Origin of the sequence: Bradyrhizobium sp. 4 (genome assembly GCF_023100905.1) — a bacterium.
Lineage (GTDB): Bacteria > Pseudomonadota > Alphaproteobacteria > Rhizobiales > Xanthobacteraceae > Bradyrhizobium.
Window position 1 is genome coordinate 6,688,160 of record NZ_CP064686.1, and the last position, 22,850, is coordinate 6,711,009.

Consider the following 22,850-nt stretch of genomic DNA (forward strand, 5'->3'; position numbering starts at 1 on the left):
CTGAGGGTCGGTCATTTGCGACGCTTGCTGTTTCTCAACGGCATCAAGGCATTCGAAGCCGCGGCGCGGGCCGGCAGCTTTGCCGCGGCCGGCCTCGAGCTGAGCGTATCGGCAGCGGCGGTCAGCCGCATGGTGCACATCCTGGAAGAACGGCTCGGCGTCGCGCTGTTCGAGCGCAAGGCCAACAAGCTGCTTCTCACGCAGGCGGGCCGCGCCTATCAGAGCGGGCTGACCCCGATCTTCGATGCGCTCGCAAGCCTCACCGCCCAGGTGACGGCGCCTTCGAGCGTCCGCGTGCTCACCATCGGCATCGGCCACACCTTCGCGATGCGCTGGCTGATCCCGCGCCTGTCGGAGTTTCGCAACGAGGAGCCCGACATCGAGGTGCGCTTCACCACCGGCGGCGCGTCGGTGCCGTTCGGCGAAGACTGGAGCTGCGGCATCCAGCTCGGGACCGGCGACTGGCCCGGGCTGGTCGCCGAGCCGCTGTTCGCCGGCGACCTCACGCCGGTCTGCGTGCCTCGCCTGGCTTCCTCGCTGAAGCGCCCGGCCGATCTTAGGGGACCGAGCCTGATCCGCGTCGCGCATTCGCCCGAGGACTGGCCGATCTGGCTCAAGGCCGCGAACCTCGCGCGCATCAACGCGCGGGGGCCGGAGTTCCAGTTCTACGGCCAGGCGCTTCAGGCTGCCGCCGACGGGCTCGGCATCGCCATGGGCATCCGGCCCTATATCGACGACGATCTCGCCGCCGGCCGACTGGTCGCGCCATTCGACCTCTCCGTGCCCAAGGGCATGCGCTGGTACCTGCTCTATCGCAGCTTCCAGACCGAGCAGCGCGACTTTGCCGCGTTCCGCCGCTGGATCATGCGCGCGGCGTCGGAACCCGCCGCCCGTCCGGTCCGGCGGACCGGCCGCACCAGCGCGCGGAACTGACGCTGCAGCCGCCCTTTGGGCAAAAAAGCCCGCCCCTTGTGAACGGCTTCACATCCTGAAATCCGCAAATGTGGTCCCCTGACCCTCCAACAAGGCGCTCGAACAAAACATTTTGGGGACTGCAATGACGACCCTCTACGACGGCTTTGACATCGAATCCTTCGAAGCGGGCAAGGGGCTGTGGCACGCCCGGATCCGACGTGCCGATTTCAGCCCGGTTGCCATCGACGGCGTGCTGTTTCCGGCCATGGAAGTCGGCTTCGCCTGGCCCGATCCCGATGCCGCGATTGCCCATGCCAAGCATCACATCGATCGATTCCGCCGGCGGGCCGACGACAGCGACGACGAATAGGCGAGCGGGACTGCAAGCGAACCAAGGAACGGCGCAGGGTCAAAGGGGAAAACCGGTCATGTCAGTCATCGAATTCGAAGACACGCCGCGGCCGAGGATTTACACCCGCAATGTGCTGTCGAATTGCCCGGAATGCGACGGCGATCTCGCGGTGCTCCGCGTGATCGGCGGCCGTGCCGGGTGCGAGTATTGGGCCATGCGCTGCACCGATTGCGGCGGCATCCATCTCGACATCCTCGAGCCGCATCAGGCGGCCGGGGACGACGAGGGGCCGTCGCCGGCGGCCTGATCGCAAGATCCGACGATCCAATCCTGCTGCCAACCTGCTGTCAGCAGTCTGATCCGGGAGGGGCATTCGCTCTTTATTGCGAGGCGGACTCGCCCCATATTCGGAGCATGGCGAAGAAACCTGCATCCTCCGAAAAATCCGGCAAATCCCCCAAGACCAAGGCTCCGAACGCGAAGGCGCCAAACTCCAAGGCGTCACGCCCGGACGTGCAGCCGATCGGGCCGGCGCTGGCCGAGTTGCTCAATCCGGCGATCAATCGCGGCGACGCCGGGCTCGGATCGGGCACCGGCCTGCAGCCGCCCCCCGACAATTCGCGCGACCGCCGCTCCGGGGGTGAGGCCGCCGCGCATCGCGCGCGGGCCTCGACGCCGAAGGAGTTTCCGCAGGACAATACACCGCCGATGCCGCTGCGGCCCAATCCGCAGCCGCCCGGCGCCCGCAACGCGGGCTTCGACGAGGCACCGCAGGCCAATTACGGAACTGCGGCCACGATCCCGACACTCGATCCGGAACTGGCCCGTCAGCTCGGTCTTCCGACGGAAGAGGACGATGCCGAAGCCCTGGCGCGCCCGCCGCGCAGCAAGATGGAGGCGCTCGGCGTCAAGGCGACCGCCGACGCGCTGGAATCGCTGATCCGCGAGGGCCGACCGGAGTTCCGCAAGGACGACGGCTCCACCAGGGTGTGGACCCCGCATCGGCCGCCGCGTCCGGAAAAGTCCGAAGGCGGCGTGCGCTTCGAGATCAAGTCGCATTACGAGCCGCGCGGCGACCAGCCGACCGCGATCGCCGAGCTGGTCGAGGGCATCAATCGCAATGACCGCTCTCAGGTGCTGCTCGGCGTCACCGGCTCCGGCAAGACCTACACCATGGCCAAGGTGATCGAGGCCACGCAGCGGCCCGCCATCATCCTGGCGCCGAACAAGACGCTCGCCGCCCAGCTCTATGGCGAGTTCAAGAGCTTCTTCCCCGACAACGCGGTCGAGTATTTCGTCAGCTATTACGACTACTACCAGCCCGAAGCGTATGTCCCTCGCACCGACACCTACATAGAAAAGGACTCCTCGATCAACGAGCAGATCGACCGCATGCGCCACTCGGCGACGCGCGCGCTGCTCGAACGCGACGACGTCATCATCGTCGCCTCGGTGTCCTGCATCTACGGTATCGGCTCGGTCGAAACCTACACCGCGATGACCTTTGCCCTGAAGAAGGGCGAGCGCATCGACCAGCGCCAGCTCATCGCCGACCTCGTCGCGCTGCAATACAAGCGCACCCAGGCCGATTTTACCCGCGGCACATTTCGCGTGCGCGGCGATGTCATCGACATCTTTCCGGCGCACTATGAAGACCGCGCCTGGCGCGTGAACCTGTTCGGCGACACCGTCGAGACCATCGAGGAGTTCGACCCGCTCACCGGCCACAAGCAGGACGAGCTCGAATTCATCAAGATCTACGCCAACTCGCACTATGTGACGCCGCGCCCGACGCTGGTGCAGGCGATCAAGTCGATCAAATCCGAATTGAAGATGCGGCTGGACCAGCTCCACGACCAGGGCCGCCTGCTTGAGGCCCAGCGGCTGGAGCAGCGCACCACCTTCGACCTCGAGATGATGGAGGCGACAGGAAGCTGCGCCGGCATCGAGAACTATTCGCGCTATCTCACCGGGCGCCTGCCCGGCGAGCCGCCGCCGACGCTGTTCGAATACGTGCCCGACAACGCGCTGGTGTTCGCCGACGAGAGCCACGTCACCGTTCCCCAGATCGGCGGCATGTTCCGCGGCGACTTCCGCCGCAAGGCGACGCTCGCCGAATACGGCTTCCGGCTGCCCTCCTGCATGGACAACCGCCCGCTACGCTTCGAGGAATGGGACATGATGCGGCCGCAGACGGTCGCGGTCTCGGCCACGCCCAGCGCCTGGGAGATCAACGAGAGCGGCGGCGTGTTCGTCGAGCAGGTGATCCGCCCCACCGGCCTGATTGATCCCCCGGTCAACATCCGTCCGGCCCGCACCCAGGTCGACGATCTCGTCGGCGAGGTCCGCGCCACGGCCCAGGCCGGCTACCGCTCGCTGATCACGGTGCTGACCAAGCGCATGGCGGAGGACCTCACCGAATATCTGCACGAGCAGGGCATTCGCGTCCGCTACATGCACAGCGATATCGACACCATCGAGCGCATCGAGATCATACGCGATCTGCGCCTCGGCGCGTTCGATGCGCTGGTCGGCATCAATTTGCTGCGCGAAGGCCTCGACATTCCCGAATGCGCGCTGGTCGCGATCCTCGATGCCGACAAGGAAGGCTTCCTGCGCAGCGAGACCTCGCTGATCCAGACCATCGGCCGCGCCGCGCGCAACGTCGACGGCAAGGTGATCCTCTATGCCGACCAGATGACGGGATCGATGGAGCGCGCCATCGCCGAAACTGACCGGCGCCGCGAGAAGCAGGTCGAGTACAACACGGCGCATGGCATCACGCCGGAGAGCATCAAGAAGTCGATCGGCGACATCATGAACAGCGTCTACGAGCGCGATCATGTGCTGGTCGAGATCGGCGGCCACGACATGACCGACGACGTCATCTCGATCGGCCACAATTTCGAAGCCGTGCTGGGCGATCTCGAAACAAGAATGCGCGAGGCCGCCGCCGATTTGAACTTCGAGGAAGCCGCGCGGCTGCGCGACGAGGTCAAGCGCCTGCGCGCCACCGAGCTCGCGGTGGTCGACGACCCCACCGTCAAGCAACGCACCGTGCAGGGCAAGGCGGGCGCCTATGCGGGAGCGAAGAAATACGGCGACGCCGCCAATTTGCCGGTCAGCGCGATGAAGAAAAAGACCGTGAGCTCCGCGCTGAAGGCGAGCGGCGGCGGCAGCGGCTCGAAGGTGCACAAGCCGCATCTCGACGAGATGCACGGCCCGGAATCCCTGCCCTATCGCGCCGACCGCGCGCTGCCTTCAAAACCGTTCGGCGGCGAAAGCCGCATCATCCAGCCGACGGACTCAAGGCAGTCCGGCCCGGAGTTCGGGCCATCGCCGCGGTCGAGCGGAGGGGCGCCGGGGCATAGAGGTGGGTGGAAGAAGAGGTAGGGGGCGCAGAGCGCCGGCGCCGCCGATGGTTGTTCATGGCGGCGAGAATGATGAGAACGCGAGCTCACCCCACGCTTGCCGCCAGCAGCGACAACAGCAGCACTGAGGCCACCAATTGCATCGACGTCGCGGGCTTGGCGCGCCAGCGGGCGATCTTGTCGGAGAAGGACAGGCTGGCGTCGAAGAACAGCGGTTCGTAGGCGTTCTTTGCAAATCCCGGGAATGTCGATCCTGCCCAGATGGAGAGGAAGCTGTAGAAGGTCGTCGCCATGGTGATGGTGAGCATGGGATTGCCGCCATGATGGTTGCCCAGGAGCTTCACCATCAGGGACGCCGCGGCAAAGATTGGAAATCCCTGCAGGATCGCGGTGAGCGCAAAGCCTTCGAGCCAGTTGAGCGGGCCCGATTTCGACGCGGTAATGAAGGGCATGATGCGATCACCCCACGCTCGCCGTCACCACGGCCATCACGGACAGCAGCAGCACGATGGTCATGAGCTGCAACGAGGCGACCGGTTGGGTTCGCCATGCCGTGATCTTGTCGGTGAGCGACAGATGGGCCTCGAAGAACTTTGGTTCGTAGACGGTCTTGAAGAAGGTCGGGAAGCTCGGCCCGAAGGTCACCGCAAGCAGCGCATGGGCGAGCGAAGCGATGGCGACGAAGATGGCGACGCCGGGATCGCCGACCAGGTCGTGATTGCCGACCAGCTTGAGCAGGAAGGCGGCGGCGGCGAAGGTCGGGAAGCTCTGCAGCGTCGCGGTCAGCGCGAGGCCTTCGAGCGCGTTATGCAGGCTGGACTTTCTGACTCTGGCGATGGCGGCCATGGCACGTCTCCCTGATGACATGCGGATGAATCTAGCCGCCATCAGGAGGGCCTGATGTGAGATGCGTCACGCCCATTTCCTCTGCGGGAACAAGGCGCGCGCCCCGAATGACCAGCGGTTACAGCTTGCCCTGCCCGTTCACCTGGCTCTGCTGTTGCTGCCGCCTCTCTTGCTCTTGCTGCTCCTTGGCATGGTGGCGGCCGTAGAGGCAGCCGGCGGCGGCGCCGAGGACGCCGTGATGGCCGGCATAGTGGCCGGCGACACCGCCGACGACGGCGCCCTTGATGCAGCCCTTGGCGTTGGCGGCGGAAGTCGCGCCACAGATGAGAAGTACGGCGGCGATGGCGGCGAGGGATTTCATGGATCGATGTCTCCGGATGCGGTGTTGCGACCTCAACGGGCACGGGCCCGTCCCGGTTCCGCGTTGGCTTCCTGCGTCCACGCCAGCCACGCGAATTCGTGCAGGCGCCCGGTCGCTCAATCCTTGATTGCAGTCATGAACCTGGCATTGCGCTTGCGCGTCATATGGTCTGCAATATCCCCTGTGGTTTTGCGGATTGCCGGTATCCGAGGCCGCGCGTTAGCTCGGCGCAAGCTCCACACGGCCAATGAGGACGGGCGGAATGACGGTCGAGAAGCTCAATCGCCAGCGCGTGCTGCATCTGCTCGACGCCATCTCGCACAGCGATCTCGAGGCCGCGCTGTCGTGCTGCACCGAAGACGCCGACTTCCTCACCCACGCGCCGATCGACGTGCTGCCGCACATGGGCCCCTGCCACGGCAAGAAGGAGCTCGGCGAATTCTGGCGCACCGTGCAGGAGCGATACGCCGAGATCCGCTACGAGGTGCCGCAGATCATCGCCGAGGGCGACGCGGTCGCGGCCTATCTGCGCGTGTTCTTCAGGAAGCGCAGCAACGACCGCATCATTCAGGTCGACATGGCCATATTCTACACTTTCCGCAACGGCCAGGTGGCGCAGATCCGCGAGATCATCGATTCCTACGACCTGGTGCAGCAGGTGCTGGAACGTGAGATCGGCCCGCTGATCGTGGGCGAGCGGGTGGACGGGGCTTAGCTCTCTCCAAACCGACCCGGACCGGGAAAATACGGGGTTCTATTGTAAATCTCACACGCCGCGATCAATTGTGCATTGCGAAAACGTGAATTGCGTTTTGGCCGAATTGGCGTATTTTGTTCGTATACAAATGAGTTGAGCGACCCCGCGGCACCTACCCTGTGCGCTTGGGGTTGTTTTTCGTTTTTTCGCAAGCCAGCTTCAGGACTGCCCAAAATGACAGAGCACAGCCTCTGGCGTTTCTCGCGCGCATTGCACCGCGCGATCAACGACCGGCATTTCGAGGACATCGAGGCCCTGATCGACGAGGACGTCGAGTGGGCGCTCTACGGCCCGATCGACATGTTTCCGTTCCTCGGCGCGCGCCAGGGCAAGGACGCCGTGCTCGACGTCATCCGCCAGTTCGCCGACAACTTCCAGGTCCGCCGCTTCGACCGCGAGAGCATCATGCTCGGCGTCGATTCCGCCGCCTCGATGCTGCGCTATTCGCTGACCGCGCTGGATTCCAGCAAGCCGATCAGCTTGCGGGTGGCGCAGTTCGCCCAGTTCAAGGCGGGCAAGCTCACCAGCATGCGTGTGCTGATCGACACGTTTGATCTGGTCGAGCAGGCACTCGGCCGCGCCATTCATCTGCCGAAGATGACCAGCGTCGGCTGAACGGAACACCAACGGGCCCCGCTGTTCGGGACCGATGGCTGATGCTCTCCGCGACGCGTCCTGGCCTCCAGCCCCGCCGGATGCAATCGTGGAGAAGCTCGCCATCGGGCGCGCGCCTTTCGCGCGGCCCGTTGGTTCGCGTTTGATGGAACCGCCACAATTTCGCAACGATGGTTCCGCATCCTCGGCGGGACTGGGCTGACGGGCAGGACGATGGAATTCGCGACAGGGTTTGGCTGGACCAGGCTGCCGATGCTGGCGGCCGCTTTGATCTTGGGCTCGGTGCTGACGGTGTCGGCGCAGATCATTCCGCCCTTCTCCCCCGGCCCCGCCGCAGTGCCCGACGACGAGGCCGAGACGGCGGAGGCCCCCGACGTCAACGACCCCGACGTGCTGAGCGGCATCGACGTCGACAAGCTCGACTGGGGCCAGCTCGCGATCGACGCCGGCACGCTCAACGACATCATGGCCGCCAAGAAGCGCGCCCAGGCCGCCGCCAAGGACGGGCTGAACTGGGCGACGAACGCCAACGCCAACGGCTCCTCGGCGGTGACTGTGAAGCAGTCGGTATCCTCATTCTGGGACGCCCGCATCGGCGCCGACATGACGGTGACGAGCGAGCCGCGGACGATGTCCGAGCTTTTGGCGCAGAAGGCCACCAATGGCGGCAGCGTGCCTCAGTCGTCCGGCAGCGCCTGGGCGGCCGCGACCGCGCCCGGCGCGGGCGCGATCTGGGACAAGACCGCCGTGGAGGCCCGCGTCGATCCCGGCGCCGAACAGAGCAAGCTCGGAGCGTCGCTGATCAAGTCGGTTCCGCTGTCGGGCGACACGTCGCTGACGCTCCAGAACGGCTACAGCGTCAACCAGCAGGGCACCACGGCACTCCCCGGCGTCGGCGGTCACATCACGCGCAATTACGAGACCGACCAGTCGGCCAAGGTCACCCTCACCGACACCGGCACCAGCATCACCGCAGGCCAGTCGCTGTCGACCACCGACGACAAATGGCTGCGCAAGGTCGGCGCCGAACAAAAGCTCTTCGACAACGTCACCGTCTCCGGCTCGGTCGGCGAAACCTCGCAAGGGGCGATCAACAAGAGCCTGACGGCGGGTTTCAAGAAGAGCTGGTAGGTCCACTCTCCCCCTCATCCTGAGGAGCGCTCCAACGGAGCGCGTCTCGAAGGATCGAGGCCCTACTGCGAGAGCCGGGCCTGCATGGTTCTCGCGGCGGTGCGCAGCGCCGTCCGCCGCGCGCTTCGCGCTCCTCACCATGAGGAACCAGAAAGTTCGGCGCGGCTGCGTTCAGACTCCCGTAACCATACGCCACGGCAAAGCCCACGAATGGACCGCCCTTGCCGCACCTCGGCCAAGTTGCGGCCAAAATCCGACGCCCTAGTCCCAGACTGACGTCGTCGTGCGGGGGACACTCGCGCTGCGCTCAACGCGAACAGGGGAACAACGATGAACGCCATGCGTCCGGAAAAGACCGAAGGCACCGAGACCGAGACCATCGACACCAACCTCGCCGCAGTGACGGAAGTCGAAGCCGGCATCCGTGACTTCGTCCGCAACGACATCGCCTATCTGCGCCGTCCGGCAGCGACCGCCACGGACGCGCCGCCGCTCGATCCGAGCGCGGAGGCCACCGTCACCAACGTCAACTCGCTGATCCAGCGCGTCGCCGGCACCTCTCTCGCCGAGATCGAGAATTTGATCTCCGAGCTCGAGAGCCTGCGCGACCTGCTCCACGCCGAAGGCCAGCGCGTCCAGCGCGAGATCTCCGGCTACGCCCAGCTCAGCCAGGCCGCGATGAAGTCGACCCGCATGATCGCCGACAACGTCTCGCAGTGGAAGCGCGCCGCCGACGGCCTGCGCAACAGCTGATCGCGGACATCACGCATCACCAGCCGCCGCGTTCCGAAAGGGCGCGGCGGTTTTGATTCGAGGGTGCCTTCTCAAGCGCAGCTGTCATCACCCGCCTTGTGCGCATTGCGCACTGGAGCGGGTGATCCAGTATTCCAGAGGCAGCGAGGCTAGAACCGAGAGCCCCCCGGCGTACTGGATGCCCCGCTTTCGCGGGGCACGACAGCGGAGGATTTTGAACTTCCCGCATCCACCCGGCGACTAACGCCAAGCGCTCTTGCCATCGCGGCCGGGCCTGGGGACATGTCATGGAAAGCATTCGGCCCGACACCACGGACCCGATACCGCTGCGGCCCGCGCCGAACCAGTTCGGCACGATCATGCTGCGTTTTGTCGGATTGCTGGCGGTTGCGATCGCGATCTTGGCGTTCGTCTATAGCCGCTGAAGGCGGAGGCCGCGTTGCGGCCCCGCGGAGTTAACGAAGTCTTACCGGGCGGCTTCCACGGTCGAAGCTTCCAGGGTGTAGGCACCGTCGGCATAGCCCTTCACTACCATGCCCGCGACCAGCATCACGGCCAGCGTCGCGGTAGCAAAGATGAATCCGACCAGCTTGAGTGCGCCGCGGTCTGCCATGGTCCTCGTCCCCTGTACTCTGCCCAGTTCGTTCAAATAGACAGCGACAGGTTCATAATTGGTTAGCAACTCGATGGTTCCGCGAACTGCTTCGCGGGAAAACCATGTTGCGCAGGCTTATGGCAGCCACCCGGAATCGCGTCCATAGCGCGGGGGCAACACTCGCGCGCCGTTTTTGCCGTTCATCCTGGAACGAATCTAACCGCCGTTCGCACGCATCGGCACGAAAGCACTGGCGGTGATGGCGTAGACGTCCTCGCCGCGCTGGTTGGTGCCGGTGGTGCGCGCGGTCAGGATGCCCCAGCCGGGTCGCGAGGCGGAGCTCCGCTTGTCGGTGACGACGTTGACGTAGGTGATGATGTCGCCGGCGAGCACCGGCCTGATCCAGCGCAGGTCGCGAAAGCCCGGCGACGGCCCCCATACCGCGACCTCCTCGCCGCGCGAGGCGGCTTCCCGCGCCAGACGCTGGCCGTCGGCGACAAGCAGGCTCATGCAGGCCGAGCCGACATGCCAACCCGAGGCCGCGAGCCCGCCAAACAGCGAGTTCTTGCCCTCCTCCTCGTCAAGGTGAAAACGCTGCGGATCGAACTTTGCGGCGAATGTCTTGATCGACTCGGCCGTGAACGTATAGGCGCCGATCTCGCGGCGATGCCCAATCTCGATCTCCTCGAAAAACGGCATCAGACCGCTCCCTCGCGCCGCTTGATCAGGATCGGCGACGTCATCTCGCACAGCGCCTCACCCTTGGCGTTACGCACGGTGCATTTGAACTTGACGATGCCGAGCTCCGGCCGGCTCTTCGAGGTGCGGGCCTCCACGACGTCGACGTCGAGCGTGAGGTCGTCGCCGGGTCTGAGCGGCGACAGCCAGCGCACCTCATCGACGCCGGGAGATCCCAGCGAAGCGGCGCGGGTAATGAAACCGTCGGCCATCATCCGCATCATCAGCGAACAGAGATGCCAGCCCGAGCCGGACAGGCCGCGCAGCATGCTTTTGCCGGCGGCCTCCTCGTCGAGGTGCATCGGCTGCGGATCGAACTCGGCGGCAAAGGCCACGATCTCGTCCCGCGTGACATGGCGCGGGCCGAATGTTCCGAACCGGCCGGGCGGGAAATCTTCGAAGGTCAGGGTCATCTTGGGAAAGGTTTGAGGGAATGACAGATTGTGGCCGCACTTTGCGGCAATCTCAACCCGCCGGCCCGCATGGCTCGTGCTACATTCGGCGCACGGCGTTGGTCTTGAGTCGGATCGAGCAGGGGCCACGATCCATTTGCAAGGCCCGACAACACCTGAATTGCCCTGGGGAGAGCAATGTTTTCATTCAGCGACCTGTTTCAATGGGACCGCTTCATCACGCCGACGATCATCAAGACCTTCTACTGGCTGGTGATCGCGCTGATCTGCCTGTTCGGCCTCTCCGGCATCTTCTCCGGCCTCGCGATGATGGCGATCAGCCCGTTCGGCGGCTTCCTGATGCTGCTGTCGTCGATCGCGAGCGTCGTCGTCGGGATCGTGTTCTCGCGCATCATCGCGGAGCTGATCCTGATCATCTTCCGCATCAACGAGCATCTCGGCGCGATCAGGGATCAGGGCGGCGGGGTACGGTGAGGCTTCCGTGTCCCGGACGGTGCGTCCGGGGCACGAACTCCGGAATCTTACGTGTTGAACCTGAAATGCATCACGTCGCCGTCGGCGACGACGTATTCCTTGCCTTCAAGGCGGAGCTTGCCGGCATCGCGGGCGCCGGCTTCGCCGCCGAGCGTGATGTAGTCCTCATACGCGATGGTCTCGGCGCGGATAAACCCCTTCTCGAAGTCGGTGTGGATCACACCGGCCGCGCCCGGCGCCTTGGTGCCGCGATAGATGGTCCAGGCACGTGCTTCCTTCGGGCCCACCGTGAAATAGGTGATGAGGTCGAGCAGCGTGTAGCCGGCGCGGATCAGGCGATCGAGGCCGGCCTCTTCGAGACCCAGCGTCTCCAGGAAGTCGGCGCGTTCGTCACGCGAGATGGTGGCGATCTCGGACTCGATTTTTGCCGAGATGACGACGGCAATGGCGCCTTCCTTGGCAGCCTGGTCCTGCACCGCCTTCGAGAACGAATTGCCTGATGCGGCCGAGCCTTCCTCGACGTTGCAGACGTAGAGCACGGGCTTGGACGACAGCAGGCCGAGCATCCCGAAGGCGCGCTCCTCCTCCGCCTTGCGCTCGACCAGGCGCGCGGGCTTGCCCTCGCGCAGCAGCACCAGGGTGCGATTGACGAGGTCGAGCTGCTCCTTGGCGTCCTTGTCGTTGCCCTTGGCCTTCTTGGACAGATTGTCGACGCGCTTCTCGAGGCTGTCGAGATCGGCGAGCATCAGCTCGGTCTCGATGGTCTCGATGTCGGCGAGCGGGGCGATCTTGCCCTCGACATGGGTGATGTCGGAATCCTCGAAGCAGCGCACGACATGCGCGATGGCGTCGACCTCGCGGATGTTGGCGAGGAACTGGTTGCCGAGGCCTTCACCCTTGGACGCGCCGCGCACGAGGCCGGCGATATCCACGAAGGTCAGCCGGGTCGGGATGATCTGGCCCGACTTGGCGATCGCTGCGAGCTTGTCGAGCCGCGGATCCGGCACCGCGACCTCGCCGACATTCGGCTCGATGGTGCAGAACGGATAGTTCGCCGCCTGCGCCGCGGCCGTCTCGGTCAGCGCGTTGAACAAGGTCGATTTGCCGACATTGGGCAATCCGACGATCCCGCATTTAAATCCCACGAGCGTTATTCCTTGCCGTTGTCGTCCTTGGTCAAAAATCCCTTCGCCTGCATGGCGAGGTGCACCCTGTTGGCGAAAGTCGCGTCGGTGCCTTTGGCAACCAGTGCCGCGTGCTCGGCCACCGCGTCGCAGAGCGTCGCCACCCAGTCGTTGTCGGCTTTAGCGAAGTCCGACAGCACGTGGCCGTGCACCAATTCCTTGACGCCGGGGTGACCGATGCCGAGCCGCACCCGGCGGTACTCGTTGCCGATATGGGCGGAGATCGAACGCAAGCCGTTGTGGCCGGCGATGCCGCCGCCGATCTTCACCCGCACCTTGCCCGGCGGCAGTTCGAGCTCGTCATGGAATACGGTGACGTCGCCCGGCGCGATCTTGAAGAAGCTTGCCGCTTCCTGAACGCTGCGGCCGGACTCATTCATGTAGGTCATCGGCTTGAGCAGGATCACGCGCTCGGTGCCGAGCGTGCCTTCCGAGGTCTCGCCCTGAAACCTGCGGCGCCAAGGCGCGAAACCATGACGCCGCGCGATCTCATCGACGGCCATGAAGCCGACATTGTGCCGGTTACGTGCGAATTTCGGGCCGGGATTGCCGAGCCCAACAAACAGTCGCATGACGCGGCGCGCCCCTCGCTCGGCGCGCGGTCAGGGACCGCGCGCCAGCTTTGAGAGATTACTTCTTCTTGTCGCCGCCGGCGGGAGCCTTGGCAGCCGGGGCCTTGGCAGCCGCTGCCGGAGCAGCAGCACCCGCAGCCGGAGCAGCACCAGCCGCCGGAGCAGCAGCACCCGCAGCCGGAGCAGCAGCCGCGGCCTTCTGCTCTTCGGCGTAGCCGGACGGCGGCACGATGGTGACGAGAGTCGCGTCCTCGGCGGTCAACGCCTTCACGCCGGCCGGCAGCTTGATGTCGGAGAGATGCAGCGAGTGGCCGATTTCGAGCGACCCGACGTCGGCCTCGATGAACTGCGGGATGTTCTCCACGCCGCACTCGAGTTCGATCGCGTGCGCAACGATGTTCACGGCGCCGCCGCGCTTCACGCCGGGCGAACCTTCAGCCTTCACCACGTGCAAGGGAACGCTGATGCGGATGGTGGCGCCTTCGCCGAGCCGCATGAAGTCGACGTGGATCGGGAAGTCCTTGACCGGATCGAGGTGGTAGTCGCGCGGAATCACGCGGTGCTTGTTGCCTTCGAGGTCGATGTCGACCAGCGTGGTCAGGAACCGGCCGGCGAGGATGCGCGAGCGCAGTTCGCGATCGTCAACCGAGATGGTCAGCGGGGGCTGGTTGTTGCCGTAGATCACTCCGGGCACTCTCCCGGCGCGACGCTCAGCCCGGGCGGCCCCCTTGCCGCTCTTCGGACGTGCGGTCGCCTTCAATTCCTTGACGGTCGCCATAACGTTAAGTCCTTGTTTTTGCAAAAGTTAATGGGCCGCAACGCGGCCCATGGCATACGCCGCAGCAAGCCTCCAGGGGTGCGGGGGCTGCGGACGTGGCGGGCTTTTACCCGGAAGACGCGGAAATGACAAGGAGAATGGGCTGCCGGAAGGTGTCGGTAGCCCGGACGGAGCGCAGCGTGATCCGGGACGTACGCCGCTGGAACACCCCGGATTGCGCGAAGCCTGTCATCGGGCGGCGCTTCGCGCCGACCCGTTGGCTCCGTCCGGGCTACGATTCCCTCCCTACCCGCCGAGCTTGGCCTCCAGCGCCGCGATGCGCGCCTTCAGAGCCTCGTTCTCCTCACGCGCCAGGCGCGCCATGTCCTTGACCGCCTCGAACTCCTCGCGCTTGACCAGGTCCATGTCGCGCAGGAATTTTTCGGCCTGGGTGCGCATCACCGTGTCGAACTCGCGCTTGACGCCCTGCGCGGCACCGGCGGCATCGTTCATCAGGCGGCCGATCTCGTCGAAAAACCGGTTGTTGGTCTGGGTCATGTCGGTCTCCTGGCGGCTTTCGATGAACTCTGCGCGAACGCGCGGGAAGACAATGGCAATCCGTTTGGGCCGGTTCAAGGGCCGATCGGCGGTATCCTTGTCATGCCCCGGTTTCCTTGCAATCGTATTCAACGTCCCTGCATAAGAAGAATCACAAAAGGCGCTCGAGATGATCGACCAGCAGATCGCGATCCCCACCAAGGACGGTCACACCGCAACCTTCATCAGCCATCCCGAACGCGGCGGGCCGTTTCCGGTCATCCTGTTCTACATGGACGCGCCGGCGATCCGCGAGGAGCTGCGCGACATGGCGCGCCGGCTCGCGACATCGGGCTATTACGTGATGCTGCCGAACCTCTATTACCGTTCCGGGGTGATGGAGCTCGGCGCGCTGCCGGCCGATCCGAACGCGCCGGAGCGGAAGCGCATGTTCGCGCTGATGGGATCGCTCACGATCCCCATGATCATGGACGACACGCGCGCGCTGCTGACCTATGCCGAGGGCCAGGCGGCCGCGAACACCAAACTGATCGGCACCGTCGGCTACTGCATGAGCGGCCGCTACGCCGTCAACGCCGCCACGCATTTCCCCGATCGCGTCAAGGCCGCCGCCTCAGTCTACGGCACGCAGCTCGCAACCGACCAGGACGACAGCCCGCATCTCGCGGCAGCCAAGACCAAGGCCGAGCTCTACTTCGCCTGCGCCGAGACCGACATATACGCGCCCGCCGAGATCATCGAGAAGGTGAAGCAGGGCATGAGCGGCGCCAAAGCCGAAGTCGAGATCTATCCCGGCACCCATCACGGCTTCGCCTTCCCCAAGCGTCCGGTCTATGACCGCGACGCCGCCGAGCGGCATTGGGAGCGTCTGCTGGCGCTCTATCGCCGCAATCTCGTCTAGACATAGAAGGCGCGATGCCCTTTCTGCTCATCGACTTTCCCGCCTTCAAGCCGATCGCGATCGAGATCGGCCCGTTCGCGATCCGCTGGTATGCGCTGGCCTATATCTGCGGCATCGTGTTCGGCTGGCTCTATGCGCGCTCGCTCCTGAAGAAGGAGCGGCTGTGGGGCGGCCCGGCGCCGATGTCGCTGGTGCAGATCGACGACTTCATCCTCTGGGTCACGCTCGGCATCATCCTCGGCGGCCGCACCGGCTATGTGCTGTTCTACAATCTGCCCTTCTTCATCGACCATCCCGCCGCGATCTTCAGGCTGTGGGAAGGCGGCATGTCCTTCCACGGCGGCTTCCTCGGCTGCGTCGTCGCGGTGATGTGGTTCGCTTATCGCAACCGCATTTCGATCCTGTCGCTCGGCGACATCACCACCGCCGTTGCTCCGGTCGGGTTGCTGCTCGGCCGCATCGCCAACTTCATCAATGGCGAATTATGGGGCCGCGCCGCCGACCCGGAGCTGCCCTGGGCGATGATCTTCCCCAACGATCCCAGCCAGCTGCCACGCCATCCGAGCCAGCTCTATGAGGCCGGCATGGAGGGCATTTTGCTGTTTGCAGCCCTCGCGATCATGATCCGCTTCGGTGCCCTGAAGCGGCCGGGCATGATCCTCGGCGCCTTCATCCTGATCTATGGTTTGAGCCGGATCGCCGGCGAACATTTCCGCGAACCGGACGTCCAGCTCGGCTTCCTCTGGGGCGGATTAACCATGGGCATGCTGTTGTCGATCCCGATGCTTATTGTCGGCCTCGTACTTATTGTATTGGCAGTGAGGCGCGGTGCGCACGAGCCCGCAGGGGCTATTCGTTAATTCCTTTTGAGAAGATAGGCCGTGACCGACCAGCCGTTACTCGACGAGATCAAGGCGCTGATCAAATCCTCAGGCCCCATGCCGGTCTGGCGGTACATGGAACTGTGCCTGATGCATCCGCGCTATGGCTATTACGTCTCGCGCGATCCGTTGGGACGAGAAGGCGACTTCACCACCGCGCCCGAGGTCAGCCAGATGTTCGGCGAGCTCTTGGGCCTGTGGACCGCCTCGGTGTGGAAGCAGATGGGGTCACCGCAAATCCTGCGGCTGATCGAGCTCGGCCCCGGCCGCGGCACCATGATGGCCGATGCGCTGCGTGCGCTCCGCGTGCTGCCGCCGCTCTATCAGGCACTCCACATCCACATGGTCGAGGTCAATCCGGTCCTGCGCGAGCGGCAGAGTGCGACGCTGTCGGGCGTGCGCAACATCGCCTGGCACGACAGCATCGACGACGTGCCGGACGGACCGAGCATCATCCTCGCCAACGAATATTTCGACGTGCTGCCGATCCACCAGATGGTCCGTCACGAGAACGGCTGGCACGAGCGCGAGATCGAGGTCGACGCCAACGGAAAACTTCAATTCGGCGCGGCGGCCGAGCCGACGCCGCGCTTCGAGGTGCTGCTGCCGCCTCTGGTACGCGCCGCGCCCGTCGGGGCCGTGTTCGAATGGCGGCCCGATGCGGAGATCATGAAGCTCGCCAGCCGCGTGCGCGACCAGGACGGCGCGGCGCTGATCATCGATTACGGTCATCTGCGCAGCGATGCCGGCGACACCTTCCAGGCGATCGCGCGCCACACCTTCACCGATCCCCTGAAGGCGCCGGGCCAAGCCGACGTCACAGCCCATGTCGACTTCCAGGCGCTCGCGCGCGGGGCGGAGGACGTGGGCGCCCGCGTGCACGGGCCGGTGACCCAGGGCGATTTCCTCAAACGCGTCGGCATCGAGACCCGTGCAGCCGCCTTGATGCAGAAGGCGGCGCCCGACGTTGCCACCGACATTTCGATCGCGCTCAAGCGCCTGACCGAAACCGGGCGCAGCGGCATGGGTTCGATGTTCAAAGTGCTCGGCATCTCCGAGCCGCGGTTGACGGGCCTTGCGGGACTCAGCGATCTCGAACGCGCCGGAGACGGTTCATGACGGTTGCCTCCTCGTTGCTGTCGGCGGTGCCGGGCCTGCGCCACGCCTTCTTCACCCGCGAGGGCGGCGTCTCGGGCGGCATCTATTCCGCGCTGAACGGCGGGCTCGGCTCCAACGACGATCAGGCCCTTGTCGCGGAGAACCGCCGTCGCATGGCCGAGCATGTCGGCGTCGCGCCGGAACGCTTTCTCAGCCTGCACCAGATCCATTCGCCCGACGTGCTCGTGGCCGACGCTCCGTGGCCGAGCGGGCCGCGGCCCAAGGGCGATGCGCTGGTGACGAAGGTGCCCGGCATTGCGCTCGGCGTCTCCACCGCCGATTGCGGGCCGGTGCTGTTCGTCGATCCCGAGGCGGGCGTGATCGGGGGCGCTCATGCCGGCTGGAAGGGCGCGCTCACCGGCGTACTGGAGCAGACCATTTCAGCGATGGAAAAACTCGGCGCCTCGCGCAGCGGCATCATCGCCGCGATCGGCCCGCTGATCCGCCAGGACAGTTATGAAGTCGGCAACGAGTTCGTGGCGCGCTTCATCGAGGCGGATGCGGACAACGCCATGTTCTTCATCCCGTCGGTGCGCGAAAGCCACGCGATGTTCGACCTCGCCGGCTTTATCCGCAGGCGTCTGGAAGCCGCGGGCATCCTGATGATCGACGATCTCGGTCTGGACACCTACGCCGACGAACGCTTCTTCAGCTACCGCCGCTCGGTGCATCGCAAGGAGCCGGATTACGGCCGCCACGTTCACGCGATCGCGCTCGAAGCGTGAACACAAGGGCAACCCCGTGTCATTCCGGGGCGATGCCTGCGCGCGATGACAGTGGCCTGTGGCGCCCCCGCCCTAGACGTTAATGCGTTTTAACGATATCGCTGCCTTCCATAATGAGGGACGCGTCATTCATCTTGCGCCGCGCGGGTTCGCGCGTGCTGGCGGTCATGCTGCTGACGGCTGCGGCCGCGCTTGGCGGCTGTGCCGGTGGCGGTGGTGCCGCGAACTCCTATGCGATGGCGCCGAGCGCCGGCTCGGGGGCCACAGTCGCGTTCGAATCGATCGACGGGCCGCCGCCGCAAGTGTTCGACCGCATGGTCGGCGTGCTCGACACCGAATCCAAGCTGCGCAGCCTGTCCGTGGTCTCCCGCGAGGGGACGGCCGCCTACCGCGTGCGCAGCTACCTCTCCGCCCAGATCGTGCGCGGCAAGACCGTGATCGCCTGGGTCTGGGACGTCTACGACGCCAACCAGCAGCGGGCGCTGCGGCTTTCCGGCGAGGAACCGACCGCGGCCAAGGGCAGCCGGGATCCCTGGAGCGCGGCCGACGACCTCGTGCTGCGGAAGATCGCCCAGGCCGGATTCAGCGGACTTTCCAACATGATCAACGGCACGCCGGATGCGCCGAACTCGGCTCCCGGCTTGCGCGGGCCGGCCGTGGCAAGCGTGATCCCGGAGGCTCCGGCGGCGGAGATGCCGGCCTCGGCGCTGGGCTATGCCGAGCGATAACCCCCGCGAAACCACGGCCCCAATTTCCGGCCAAACCGTTGGCCGGACTCGGGATTTCGCAGGGAAAACGTAGCGTCCCGGGTTGCCATTGCAGCCCCCGGCCTGATATTTCCTCGCCCGTCGTAACCGTGCTTCCAGTGGGTATTGTTTGATGTTGAACATCGTGTCCAGCAAAGCGCGGGAGGAAGCGTCCATGTCGGCCAAGAACGGCTCCATCAAGCTCGTCGCCGGCAACTCCAATCCGGCTCTCGCACAGGCCATCGCGCAGGGTCTCGACCTGCCGCTGACCAAGGCGGTGGTACGGCGCTTCGCCGACATGGAGATCTTCGTCGAGATCCAGGAGAACGTGCGCGGCTCGGATGCCTTCGTCATCCAGTCGACCTCGTTCCCGGCGAACGACCATTTGATGGAATTGCTGATCATCACCGACGCACTGCGCCGCTCCTCGGCGCGCCGCATCACCGCGGTGCTGCCCTATTTCGGCTACGCCCGGCAGGACCGCAAATCGGGCTCGCGCACGCCGATCTCGGCAAAACTCGTCGCCAATCTGATCACGCAGGCCGGCGTCGACCGCGTCATGACGCTCGACCTGCATGCCGGCCAGATCCAGGGCTTCTTCGACATCCCGACCGACAACCTCTACGCCGCGCCGCTGATGGTGCGCGACATCAAGGACAAGTTCGACCTCTCCAGGACGATGGTGATCTCACCCGACGTCGGCGGCGTGGCGCGCGCACGCGGCCTCGCCAAGCGCATCAACACCCCGCTCGCGATCGTCGACAAGCGCCGCGAGAGGGCGGGTGAATCCGAGGTCATGAACGTGATCGGTGACGTCGCCGGCTACACCTGCATCCTGATCGACGACATCGTGGACTCCGGCGGCACGCTGGTGAACGCCGCCGACGCGCTGATCGCCAAGGGCGCCAAGGACGTCTACGCCTACATCACCCACGGCGTGCTCTCCGGCGGCGCGGCCGCTCGGATCACAAACTCCAGGCTGAAGGAGCTGGTGATCACCGACTCGATCCTGCCGACCGAGGCGGTGAGCAAGGCGCCGAACATCCGCACGCTGCCGATCGCCAGCCTGATCTCCGACGCGATCGCGCGCACCGCGGCGGAGGAGTCGGTGTCGAGCCTGTTCGACTGAGGTTTCTTACCTCGCCCCGCTTGCAGGGACAGGGAGCGTCTACGTCCCTCACGAGGCAGCCCCCGGGTTGTTGCCAACGACCGCCCATGACATCATCCGAATCCCGAGTCATCTCTGCCCTCTGGATGCCCGATGCCACGCCGGAAATTTGCCTGGGAGAAGCTGTCGGATGACGAGTTGCTCAAGCAACGCCTCTCCAGCCTGAGGGTTACGGTCGAAGGCACCTGGCTCGAGGATTGCGTCAGCACGCTCTATGAGGAGCTGGAAGAACGGGATATCCGGCTGCGACCGCACACCTGGATGTCGAGCGAATGGTTCAGTCCGGGCGGCGTTCCCGGCATCGCCATTCCGTTCTATCTTGCTCATCCCCGCCTGATGAAGCTCGAGAAGAAGATGATGTTCGACGTCGAGGGCGGAACATGGCGCGAGTGCATGGCCATCCTCCGTCACGAAGCGGGCCACGCGATCCAACACGGCTACCAGCTGCAGCGCCGGCGGCGCTGGCAGCAGCTGTTCGGCCCGTCGTCGAAACACTACCCGCGCTACTACCGGCCCAATCCGGCGAGCAGGCGTTACGTCCAGCATCTGCGGCTGTGGTATGCGCAGAGCCATCCGGACGAGGATTTCGCCGAGACCTTTGCGGTGTGGCTGCGGCCCCGTTCGAACTGGCGGACGCGATATGCTGGTTGGCCGGCACTGAAGAAGCTCGAATATGTCGACGAGCTGATGGGCGAGATCGCGGGAAAGCGGCCGCCGATCGCGACGCGGGAGCGTGTCGATACGCTGGGTCGGCTCAGCCAGACGCTCGAAGAGCACTACAAGAAAAAGCAGGCGTTCTACGCCTTCACACCCCCCAAGACCTACGACCGCGATCTCTCCCGGCTGTTTTCAGCCGATCCACGGCATCACCGCTCAAAGCCGGCTTCAGCCTTGATCAGGCGCCACCGCTCCCAGATCAGGCAACTGGTCGCGCGATGGACCGGCGAGAATCAGCTTACGCTCGATGCCGTGCTTGACGAGATGATCTCCCGTTGTCGCGAGCTCGATCTGCGTGCCGTCGGCCCTGAACAGAAGCTCGTTCTCGACTTCATCGTCCTCGTGACCGCCAAGACGATGCACACGATGTTTGGCCCGTCTCGACGAAAATGGATCGCGCTATGAGACGTCTCCGTATTCTGGTCCTCATGCATCCGGACTTCCTGCCTCCGGACTCCTCCGACGGATACAGCCCGCAGGAGATCAATGCGTGGAAAACCGAGTACGACGTGGTGAGCACCTTGCGTGCAGCCGGCCACGAGGTTCGACCGCTCGGCGCGCAGGAGGAAATCAGGCCGGTGCGCGAGGCGATCGAGGAGTTCAAGCCGCACGTGGTTTTCACGTTGCTGGAGGAATTCCACAACAACGTCGCCTTCGACCAGCACATCGCGAGCTATCTCGAGCTGATGAAGGTCCCTTATACCGGGTGCAATCCGCGCGGCCTGACCCTGGCCCGCGGCAAGGATCTGTCCAAGACGCTGGTGCATCACCGCCGGATCGCCGCGCCGGCCTTCGCTGTCTTCCCGATGCGCCGCAAAGTGAAACGCCCGACGCGTCTTGCGCTGCCGCTGATCGTCAAGAGCCTGAACATGGATGGCTCGTTCGGCATCTCGCAAGCCTCGATCGTCGACACCGACGAAAAGCTGGCTGAGCGGGTTGCCTTCATCCACGAGCGGGTCGAATCCGCCGCCATCGCCGAGCAGTTCATCGAGGGGCGAGAGCTTTACGTCGGCGTGCTCGGCAACAACCGCTTACGTGTTCTGCCGATCTGGGAGTTGAAATTCGGCAGCATGGGCGGCCGCTCGTCACGGCATATCGCCACTGAGAAGGCCAAGCACGACACCGACTATCAGGAGAAGGTCGGCATCGTCGACGGGCCTGCGAAGGATCTGGCGCCGGAAGTGACCGCCAGGATCCAGCGAGCCGCGAAACGCATCTACCGGGCGCTTGGCCTCGACGGCTACGCGCGCATCGATTTTCGTCTCACCGCCGACGGCACGCCGTATTTCATCGAAGCCAATCCCAATCCCGAGATCGCCAAGAGCCAGGAGTTCGCGACGGCGGCTCTACATGACGGGCTCAAATATCCGGCTCTCCTGCAGCGCATCCTGGCCCTCGGGATCAGCCGCGCCAAAGCGGGGGTGTCATTGGGGTGATGACGGCGACGATCGCCCCTCATCCTTCGAGACGCGCTTCGCGCTCCTCGGGATGAGGGATGGTCGTTGCGCTGCGTTACACGATTCCCGCGGCGACCTGGCCGCGCAGGCGTTCGAGCCCGAGCAACGTCTCCGCGCAGGCGGCCGCCACCTCGACGCCCTTGATCGCAAAATGCCTGCGGAAGAAATCGTAGTGCACCTCGGTCTCGTGGAATTGCTGCGGCGTCAGCACCGCGGAGAACACGGGCACCTCCGTGCGCAGCTGCACGTCCATCAACGCCTTGATCACGGTGTCGGCCACGAACTCATGGCGGTAGATGCCGCCGTCGACGACGAGGCCGGCCGCGACGATCGCGGTGTAGCGCCGTGTCTTGGCGAGGATCTGCGCATGCAGCGGGATCTCGAACGAGCCCGGCACCTCGAACACGTCGACGTGATTGAGGTGGCGCGCTTCTGCCTCCTTCACGAAGGCGATACGGGCCTCCGCGACCACGTCGCGGTGCCAGCAGGCCTGCACGAAGGCCACCCGCTGCGGTTTCGCAAAGCGCGGATGGTCGGGCGCCGGATCTTGCGGAACCGGCGGTGGCGTTTGGGTTGGTTGGGACGTTTCGGCTTTGGAAGTTTGGACTTGGGTATCTTGCAACATCTGATTCATGGCTTTCCTCAGTTAAGGACCAGAATCAGGGCACACGGAACGACAAACAGCCGCATCCTGCGATGCGTCTG

At 65.0% G+C, this 22,850-nt stretch carries 29 protein-coding genes; 18 read left to right on the top strand and 11 right to left on the bottom strand.

The annotated features are described in order from the left end of the window. The first annotated feature begins 15 nt into the window (after positions 1–15). The 4 genes from IVB45_RS31950 to uvrB all read left to right on the top strand — a co-directional run bounded on the left by IVB45_RS31950 (position 16) and on the right by uvrB (position 4,660). Complete coding sequence (locus IVB45_RS31950; protein WP_247282556.1) at positions 16–933, top strand: LysR substrate-binding domain-containing protein; 918 nt, start codon at positions 16–18, stop codon at positions 931–933. A gap of 124 nt (positions 934–1,057) precedes the next feature. Next, positions 1,058–1,285 (top strand): hypothetical protein, encoded by a 228-nt coding sequence (locus IVB45_RS31955; RefSeq protein WP_007614796.1) that lies wholly within the window; start codon positions 1,058–1,060, stop codon positions 1,283–1,285. Between the two features lie 58 nt (positions 1,286–1,343). Next, entirely contained in the window at positions 1,344–1,574 is a 231-nt protein-coding gene (locus tag IVB45_RS31960; protein WP_247357985.1) for a hypothetical protein, read from the top strand. Positions 1,575–1,681: 107 nt separating this feature from the next. Continuing rightward, the gene (gene uvrB / locus IVB45_RS31965) at positions 1,682–4,660 is read left to right on the top strand and encodes an excinuclease ABC subunit UvrB (protein WP_247357984.1); all 2,979 of its coding nucleotides are present in this window, start codon (positions 1,682–1,684) and stop codon (positions 4,658–4,660) included. A 64-nt stretch (positions 4,661–4,724) separates the two neighbouring features. On the opposite strand, the gene IVB45_RS31970 is transcribed toward uvrB, so the two are convergent. The 3 genes from IVB45_RS31970 to IVB45_RS31980 form a co-directional block, all read right to left on the bottom strand. Continuing rightward, complete coding sequence (locus IVB45_RS31970) at positions 4,725–5,090, bottom strand: hypothetical protein (protein WP_247284281.1); 366 nt, start codon at positions 5,088–5,090, stop codon at positions 4,725–4,727. 7 nt (positions 5,091–5,097) lie between these two features. Beyond that, a complete protein-coding gene (locus tag IVB45_RS31975; RefSeq protein WP_027565364.1) occupies positions 5,098–5,484 on the bottom strand; it encodes a hypothetical protein in 387 nt (128 codons plus the stop codon). A 118-nt stretch (positions 5,485–5,602) separates the two neighbouring features. Next, positions 5,603–5,845 (bottom strand): hypothetical protein, encoded by a 243-nt coding sequence (locus tag IVB45_RS31980; RefSeq protein ID WP_247357983.1) that lies wholly within the window; start codon positions 5,843–5,845, stop codon positions 5,603–5,605. A gap of 262 nt (positions 5,846–6,107) precedes the next feature. Between IVB45_RS31980 and IVB45_RS31985 the strand changes: the two genes are divergently transcribed. The 5 genes from IVB45_RS31985 to IVB45_RS32005 all read left to right on the top strand — a co-directional run bounded on the left by IVB45_RS31985 (position 6,108) and on the right by IVB45_RS32005 (position 9,526). Continuing rightward, positions 6,108–6,560, top strand: a complete 453-nt coding sequence (locus tag IVB45_RS31985) for a nuclear transport factor 2 family protein (RefSeq protein ID WP_247357982.1) — start codon at positions 6,108–6,110, stop codon at positions 6,558–6,560. A 216-nt stretch (positions 6,561–6,776) separates the two neighbouring features. Further along, positions 6,777–7,217, top strand: coding sequence for a nuclear transport factor 2 family protein (locus IVB45_RS31990; RefSeq protein ID WP_247284320.1), 441 nt, complete (start codon positions 6,777–6,779; stop codon positions 7,215–7,217). Between the two features lie 213 nt (positions 7,218–7,430). Beyond that, positions 7,431–8,348: a hypothetical protein gene (locus IVB45_RS31995; protein WP_247357981.1), complete on the top strand. Its 918-nt coding sequence runs from the start codon at positions 7,431–7,433 to the stop codon at positions 8,346–8,348. Positions 8,349–8,678: 330 nt separating this feature from the next. Continuing rightward, positions 8,679–9,101, top strand: a complete 423-nt coding sequence (locus IVB45_RS32000) for a hypothetical protein (RefSeq protein WP_007614810.1) — start codon at positions 8,679–8,681, stop codon at positions 9,099–9,101. 287 nt (positions 9,102–9,388) lie between these two features. Beyond that, the gene (locus IVB45_RS32005; RefSeq protein ID WP_007614812.1) at positions 9,389–9,526 is read left to right on the top strand and encodes a hypothetical protein; all 138 of its coding nucleotides are present in this window, start codon (positions 9,389–9,391) and stop codon (positions 9,524–9,526) included. A gap of 41 nt (positions 9,527–9,567) precedes the next feature. On the opposite strand, the gene IVB45_RS32010 is transcribed toward IVB45_RS32005, so the two are convergent. The 3 genes from IVB45_RS32010 to IVB45_RS32020 all read right to left on the bottom strand — a co-directional run bounded on the left by IVB45_RS32010 (position 9,568) and on the right by IVB45_RS32020 (position 10,847). Continuing rightward, positions 9,568–9,714 (bottom strand): hypothetical protein, encoded by a 147-nt coding sequence (locus IVB45_RS32010; protein WP_007596790.1) that lies wholly within the window; start codon positions 9,712–9,714, stop codon positions 9,568–9,570. 198 nt (positions 9,715–9,912) lie between these two features. Continuing rightward, positions 9,913–10,395, bottom strand: a complete 483-nt coding sequence (locus IVB45_RS32015) for a MaoC family dehydratase (protein ID WP_247357980.1) — start codon at positions 10,393–10,395, stop codon at positions 9,913–9,915. Further along, entirely contained in the window at positions 10,395–10,847 is a 453-nt protein-coding gene (locus IVB45_RS32020) for a MaoC family dehydratase (protein ID WP_247357979.1), read from the bottom strand. Before IVB45_RS32020 ends, IVB45_RS32015 begins: the two co-directional genes overlap by 1 nt. A 177-nt stretch (positions 10,848–11,024) precedes the next feature. On the opposite strand from IVB45_RS32020, the gene IVB45_RS32025 reads away from it, so the two are divergent. Then, a complete protein-coding gene (locus IVB45_RS32025; RefSeq protein WP_007596805.1) occupies positions 11,025–11,321 on the top strand; it encodes a DUF4282 domain-containing protein in 297 nt (98 codons plus the stop codon). A gap of 47 nt (positions 11,322–11,368) precedes the next feature. Here the strand turns inward: IVB45_RS32025 and ychF are convergent, their stop codons facing one another. From ychF to IVB45_RS32045, 4 genes are all read right to left on the bottom strand, one after another. Continuing rightward, positions 11,369–12,466, bottom strand: a complete 1,098-nt coding sequence (gene ychF, locus IVB45_RS32030) for a redox-regulated ATPase YchF (RefSeq protein WP_027565368.1) — start codon at positions 12,464–12,466, stop codon at positions 11,369–11,371. Positions 12,467–12,471: 5 nt separating this feature from the next. Continuing rightward, positions 12,472–13,077 carry an aminoacyl-tRNA hydrolase gene (pth, locus tag IVB45_RS32035; protein WP_007614831.1) on the bottom strand — a complete coding sequence of 202 codons (606 nt, stop codon included), beginning with the start codon at positions 13,075–13,077 and terminating at the stop codon, positions 12,472–12,474. 58 nt (positions 13,078–13,135) lie between these two features. Continuing rightward, complete coding sequence (locus IVB45_RS32040) at positions 13,136–13,855, bottom strand: 50S ribosomal protein L25/general stress protein Ctc (RefSeq protein ID WP_027565369.1); 720 nt, start codon at positions 13,853–13,855, stop codon at positions 13,136–13,138. Between the two features lie 285 nt (positions 13,856–14,140). Then, on the bottom strand, positions 14,141–14,392 hold the full coding sequence (locus IVB45_RS32045) for an accessory factor UbiK family protein (RefSeq protein WP_007596812.1): 252 nt from the start codon (positions 14,390–14,392) through the stop codon (positions 14,141–14,143). Positions 14,393–14,561: 169 nt separating this feature from the next. Here IVB45_RS32045 and IVB45_RS32050 point away from each other — a divergent pair, with 169 nt between their 5' ends. The 8 genes from IVB45_RS32050 to IVB45_RS32085 all read left to right on the top strand — a co-directional run bounded on the left by IVB45_RS32050 (position 14,562) and on the right by IVB45_RS32085 (position 22,124). Continuing rightward, complete coding sequence (locus IVB45_RS32050) at positions 14,562–15,293, top strand: dienelactone hydrolase family protein (RefSeq protein ID WP_027520357.1); 732 nt, start codon at positions 14,562–14,564, stop codon at positions 15,291–15,293. Between the two features lie 14 nt (positions 15,294–15,307). Continuing rightward, positions 15,308–16,153, top strand: a complete 846-nt coding sequence (gene lgt, locus IVB45_RS32055) for a prolipoprotein diacylglyceryl transferase (RefSeq protein ID WP_247357978.1) — start codon at positions 15,308–15,310, stop codon at positions 16,151–16,153. A gap of 21 nt (positions 16,154–16,174) precedes the next feature. Continuing rightward, positions 16,175–17,293, top strand: coding sequence for an SAM-dependent methyltransferase (locus IVB45_RS32060; RefSeq protein ID WP_247357977.1), 1,119 nt, complete (start codon positions 16,175–16,177; stop codon positions 17,291–17,293). Then, a complete protein-coding gene (pgeF, locus tag IVB45_RS32065) occupies positions 17,290–18,057 on the top strand; it encodes a peptidoglycan editing factor PgeF (RefSeq protein WP_247357976.1) in 768 nt (255 codons plus the stop codon). Before IVB45_RS32060 ends, pgeF begins: the two co-directional genes overlap by 4 nt. Before the next feature lie 113 nt (positions 18,058–18,170). Beyond that, on the top strand, positions 18,171–18,785 hold the full coding sequence (locus IVB45_RS32070) for a hypothetical protein (protein ID WP_247284383.1): 615 nt from the start codon (positions 18,171–18,173) through the stop codon (positions 18,783–18,785). A gap of 193 nt (positions 18,786–18,978) precedes the next feature. Beyond that, positions 18,979–19,932, top strand: coding sequence for a ribose-phosphate pyrophosphokinase (locus IVB45_RS32075; RefSeq protein ID WP_007596822.1), 954 nt, complete (start codon positions 18,979–18,981; stop codon positions 19,930–19,932). A gap of 132 nt (positions 19,933–20,064) precedes the next feature. Continuing rightward, positions 20,065–21,093 (top strand): putative zinc-binding metallopeptidase, encoded by a 1,029-nt coding sequence (locus tag IVB45_RS32080; protein ID WP_027565375.1) that lies wholly within the window; start codon positions 20,065–20,067, stop codon positions 21,091–21,093. Further along, complete coding sequence (locus IVB45_RS32085) at positions 21,090–22,124, top strand: ATP-grasp domain-containing protein (protein ID WP_027565376.1); 1,035 nt, start codon at positions 21,090–21,092, stop codon at positions 22,122–22,124. The genes IVB45_RS32080 and IVB45_RS32085 overlap by 4 nt, the downstream gene beginning before the upstream one ends. A gap of 76 nt (positions 22,125–22,200) precedes the next feature. Here IVB45_RS32085 and IVB45_RS32090 read toward each other — a convergent pair whose 3' ends face one another. Beyond that, positions 22,201–22,779 (bottom strand): 6,7-dimethyl-8-ribityllumazine synthase, encoded by a 579-nt coding sequence (locus IVB45_RS32090; protein ID WP_247357975.1) that lies wholly within the window; start codon positions 22,777–22,779, stop codon positions 22,201–22,203. Between the last annotated feature and the right edge of the window lie 71 nt (positions 22,780–22,850).

Coding starts and splice junctions, on each gene's coding strand:
- IVB45_RS32020 (WP_247357979.1), bottom strand. CDS start 10,847: ATGACCCTGACCTTCGAAGATTTCCCGCCCGGCCGGTTCGGAACATTC.
- IVB45_RS32045 (WP_007596812.1), bottom strand. CDS start 14,392: ATGACCCAGACCAACAACCGGTTTTTCGACGAGATCGGCCGCCTGATG.
- IVB45_RS32010 (WP_007596790.1), bottom strand. CDS start 9,714: ATGGCAGACCGCGGCGCACTCAAGCTGGTCGGATTCATCTTTGCTACC.
- IVB45_RS32090 (WP_247357975.1), bottom strand. CDS start 22,779: ATGAATCAGATGTTGCAAGATACCCAAGTCCAAACTTCCAAAGCCGAA.
- IVB45_RS31980 (WP_247357983.1), bottom strand. CDS start 5,845: ATGAAATCCCTCGCCGCCATCGCCGCCGTACTTCTCATCTGTGGCGCG.
- pth (WP_007614831.1), bottom strand. CDS start 13,077: ATGCGACTGTTTGTTGGGCTCGGCAATCCCGGCCCGAAATTCGCACGT.
- IVB45_RS32025 (WP_007596805.1), top strand. CDS start 11,025: ATGTTTTCATTCAGCGACCTGTTTCAATGGGACCGCTTCATCACGCCG.
- IVB45_RS31990 (WP_247284320.1), top strand. CDS start 6,777: ATGACAGAGCACAGCCTCTGGCGTTTCTCGCGCGCATTGCACCGCGCG.
- IVB45_RS32050 (WP_027520357.1), top strand. CDS start 14,562: ATGATCGACCAGCAGATCGCGATCCCCACCAAGGACGGTCACACCGCA.
- IVB45_RS32075 (WP_007596822.1), top strand. CDS start 18,979: ATGTCGGCCAAGAACGGCTCCATCAAGCTCGTCGCCGGCAACTCCAAT.
- IVB45_RS32015 (WP_247357980.1), bottom strand. CDS start 10,395: ATGCCGTTTTTCGAGGAGATCGAGATTGGGCATCGCCGCGAGATCGGC.
- IVB45_RS31955 (WP_007614796.1), top strand. CDS start 1,058: ATGACGACCCTCTACGACGGCTTTGACATCGAATCCTTCGAAGCGGGC.
- IVB45_RS31975 (WP_027565364.1), bottom strand. CDS start 5,484: ATGGCCGCCATCGCCAGAGTCAGAAAGTCCAGCCTGCATAACGCGCTC.
- IVB45_RS32085 (WP_027565376.1), top strand. CDS start 21,090: ATGAGACGTCTCCGTATTCTGGTCCTCATGCATCCGGACTTCCTGCCT.
- IVB45_RS31985 (WP_247357982.1), top strand. CDS start 6,108: ATGACGGTCGAGAAGCTCAATCGCCAGCGCGTGCTGCATCTGCTCGAC.
- IVB45_RS31970 (WP_247284281.1), bottom strand. CDS start 5,090: ATGCCCTTCATTACCGCGTCGAAATCGGGCCCGCTCAACTGGCTCGAA.
- IVB45_RS31960 (WP_247357985.1), top strand. CDS start 1,344: ATGTCAGTCATCGAATTCGAAGACACGCCGCGGCCGAGGATTTACACC.
- IVB45_RS32005 (WP_007614812.1), top strand. CDS start 9,389: ATGGAAAGCATTCGGCCCGACACCACGGACCCGATACCGCTGCGGCCC.
- uvrB (WP_247357984.1), top strand. CDS start 1,682: ATGGCGAAGAAACCTGCATCCTCCGAAAAATCCGGCAAATCCCCCAAG.
- IVB45_RS32080 (WP_027565375.1), top strand. CDS start 20,065: ATGCCACGCCGGAAATTTGCCTGGGAGAAGCTGTCGGATGACGAGTTG.
- IVB45_RS32070 (WP_247284383.1), top strand. CDS start 18,171: ATGAGGGACGCGTCATTCATCTTGCGCCGCGCGGGTTCGCGCGTGCTG.
- IVB45_RS32040 (WP_027565369.1), bottom strand. CDS start 13,855: ATGGCGACCGTCAAGGAATTGAAGGCGACCGCACGTCCGAAGAGCGGC.
- pgeF (WP_247357976.1), top strand. CDS start 17,290: ATGACGGTTGCCTCCTCGTTGCTGTCGGCGGTGCCGGGCCTGCGCCAC.
- IVB45_RS32000 (WP_007614810.1), top strand. CDS start 8,679: ATGAACGCCATGCGTCCGGAAAAGACCGAAGGCACCGAGACCGAGACC.
- IVB45_RS31995 (WP_247357981.1), top strand. CDS start 7,431: ATGGAATTCGCGACAGGGTTTGGCTGGACCAGGCTGCCGATGCTGGCG.
- lgt (WP_247357978.1), top strand. CDS start 15,308: ATGCCCTTTCTGCTCATCGACTTTCCCGCCTTCAAGCCGATCGCGATC.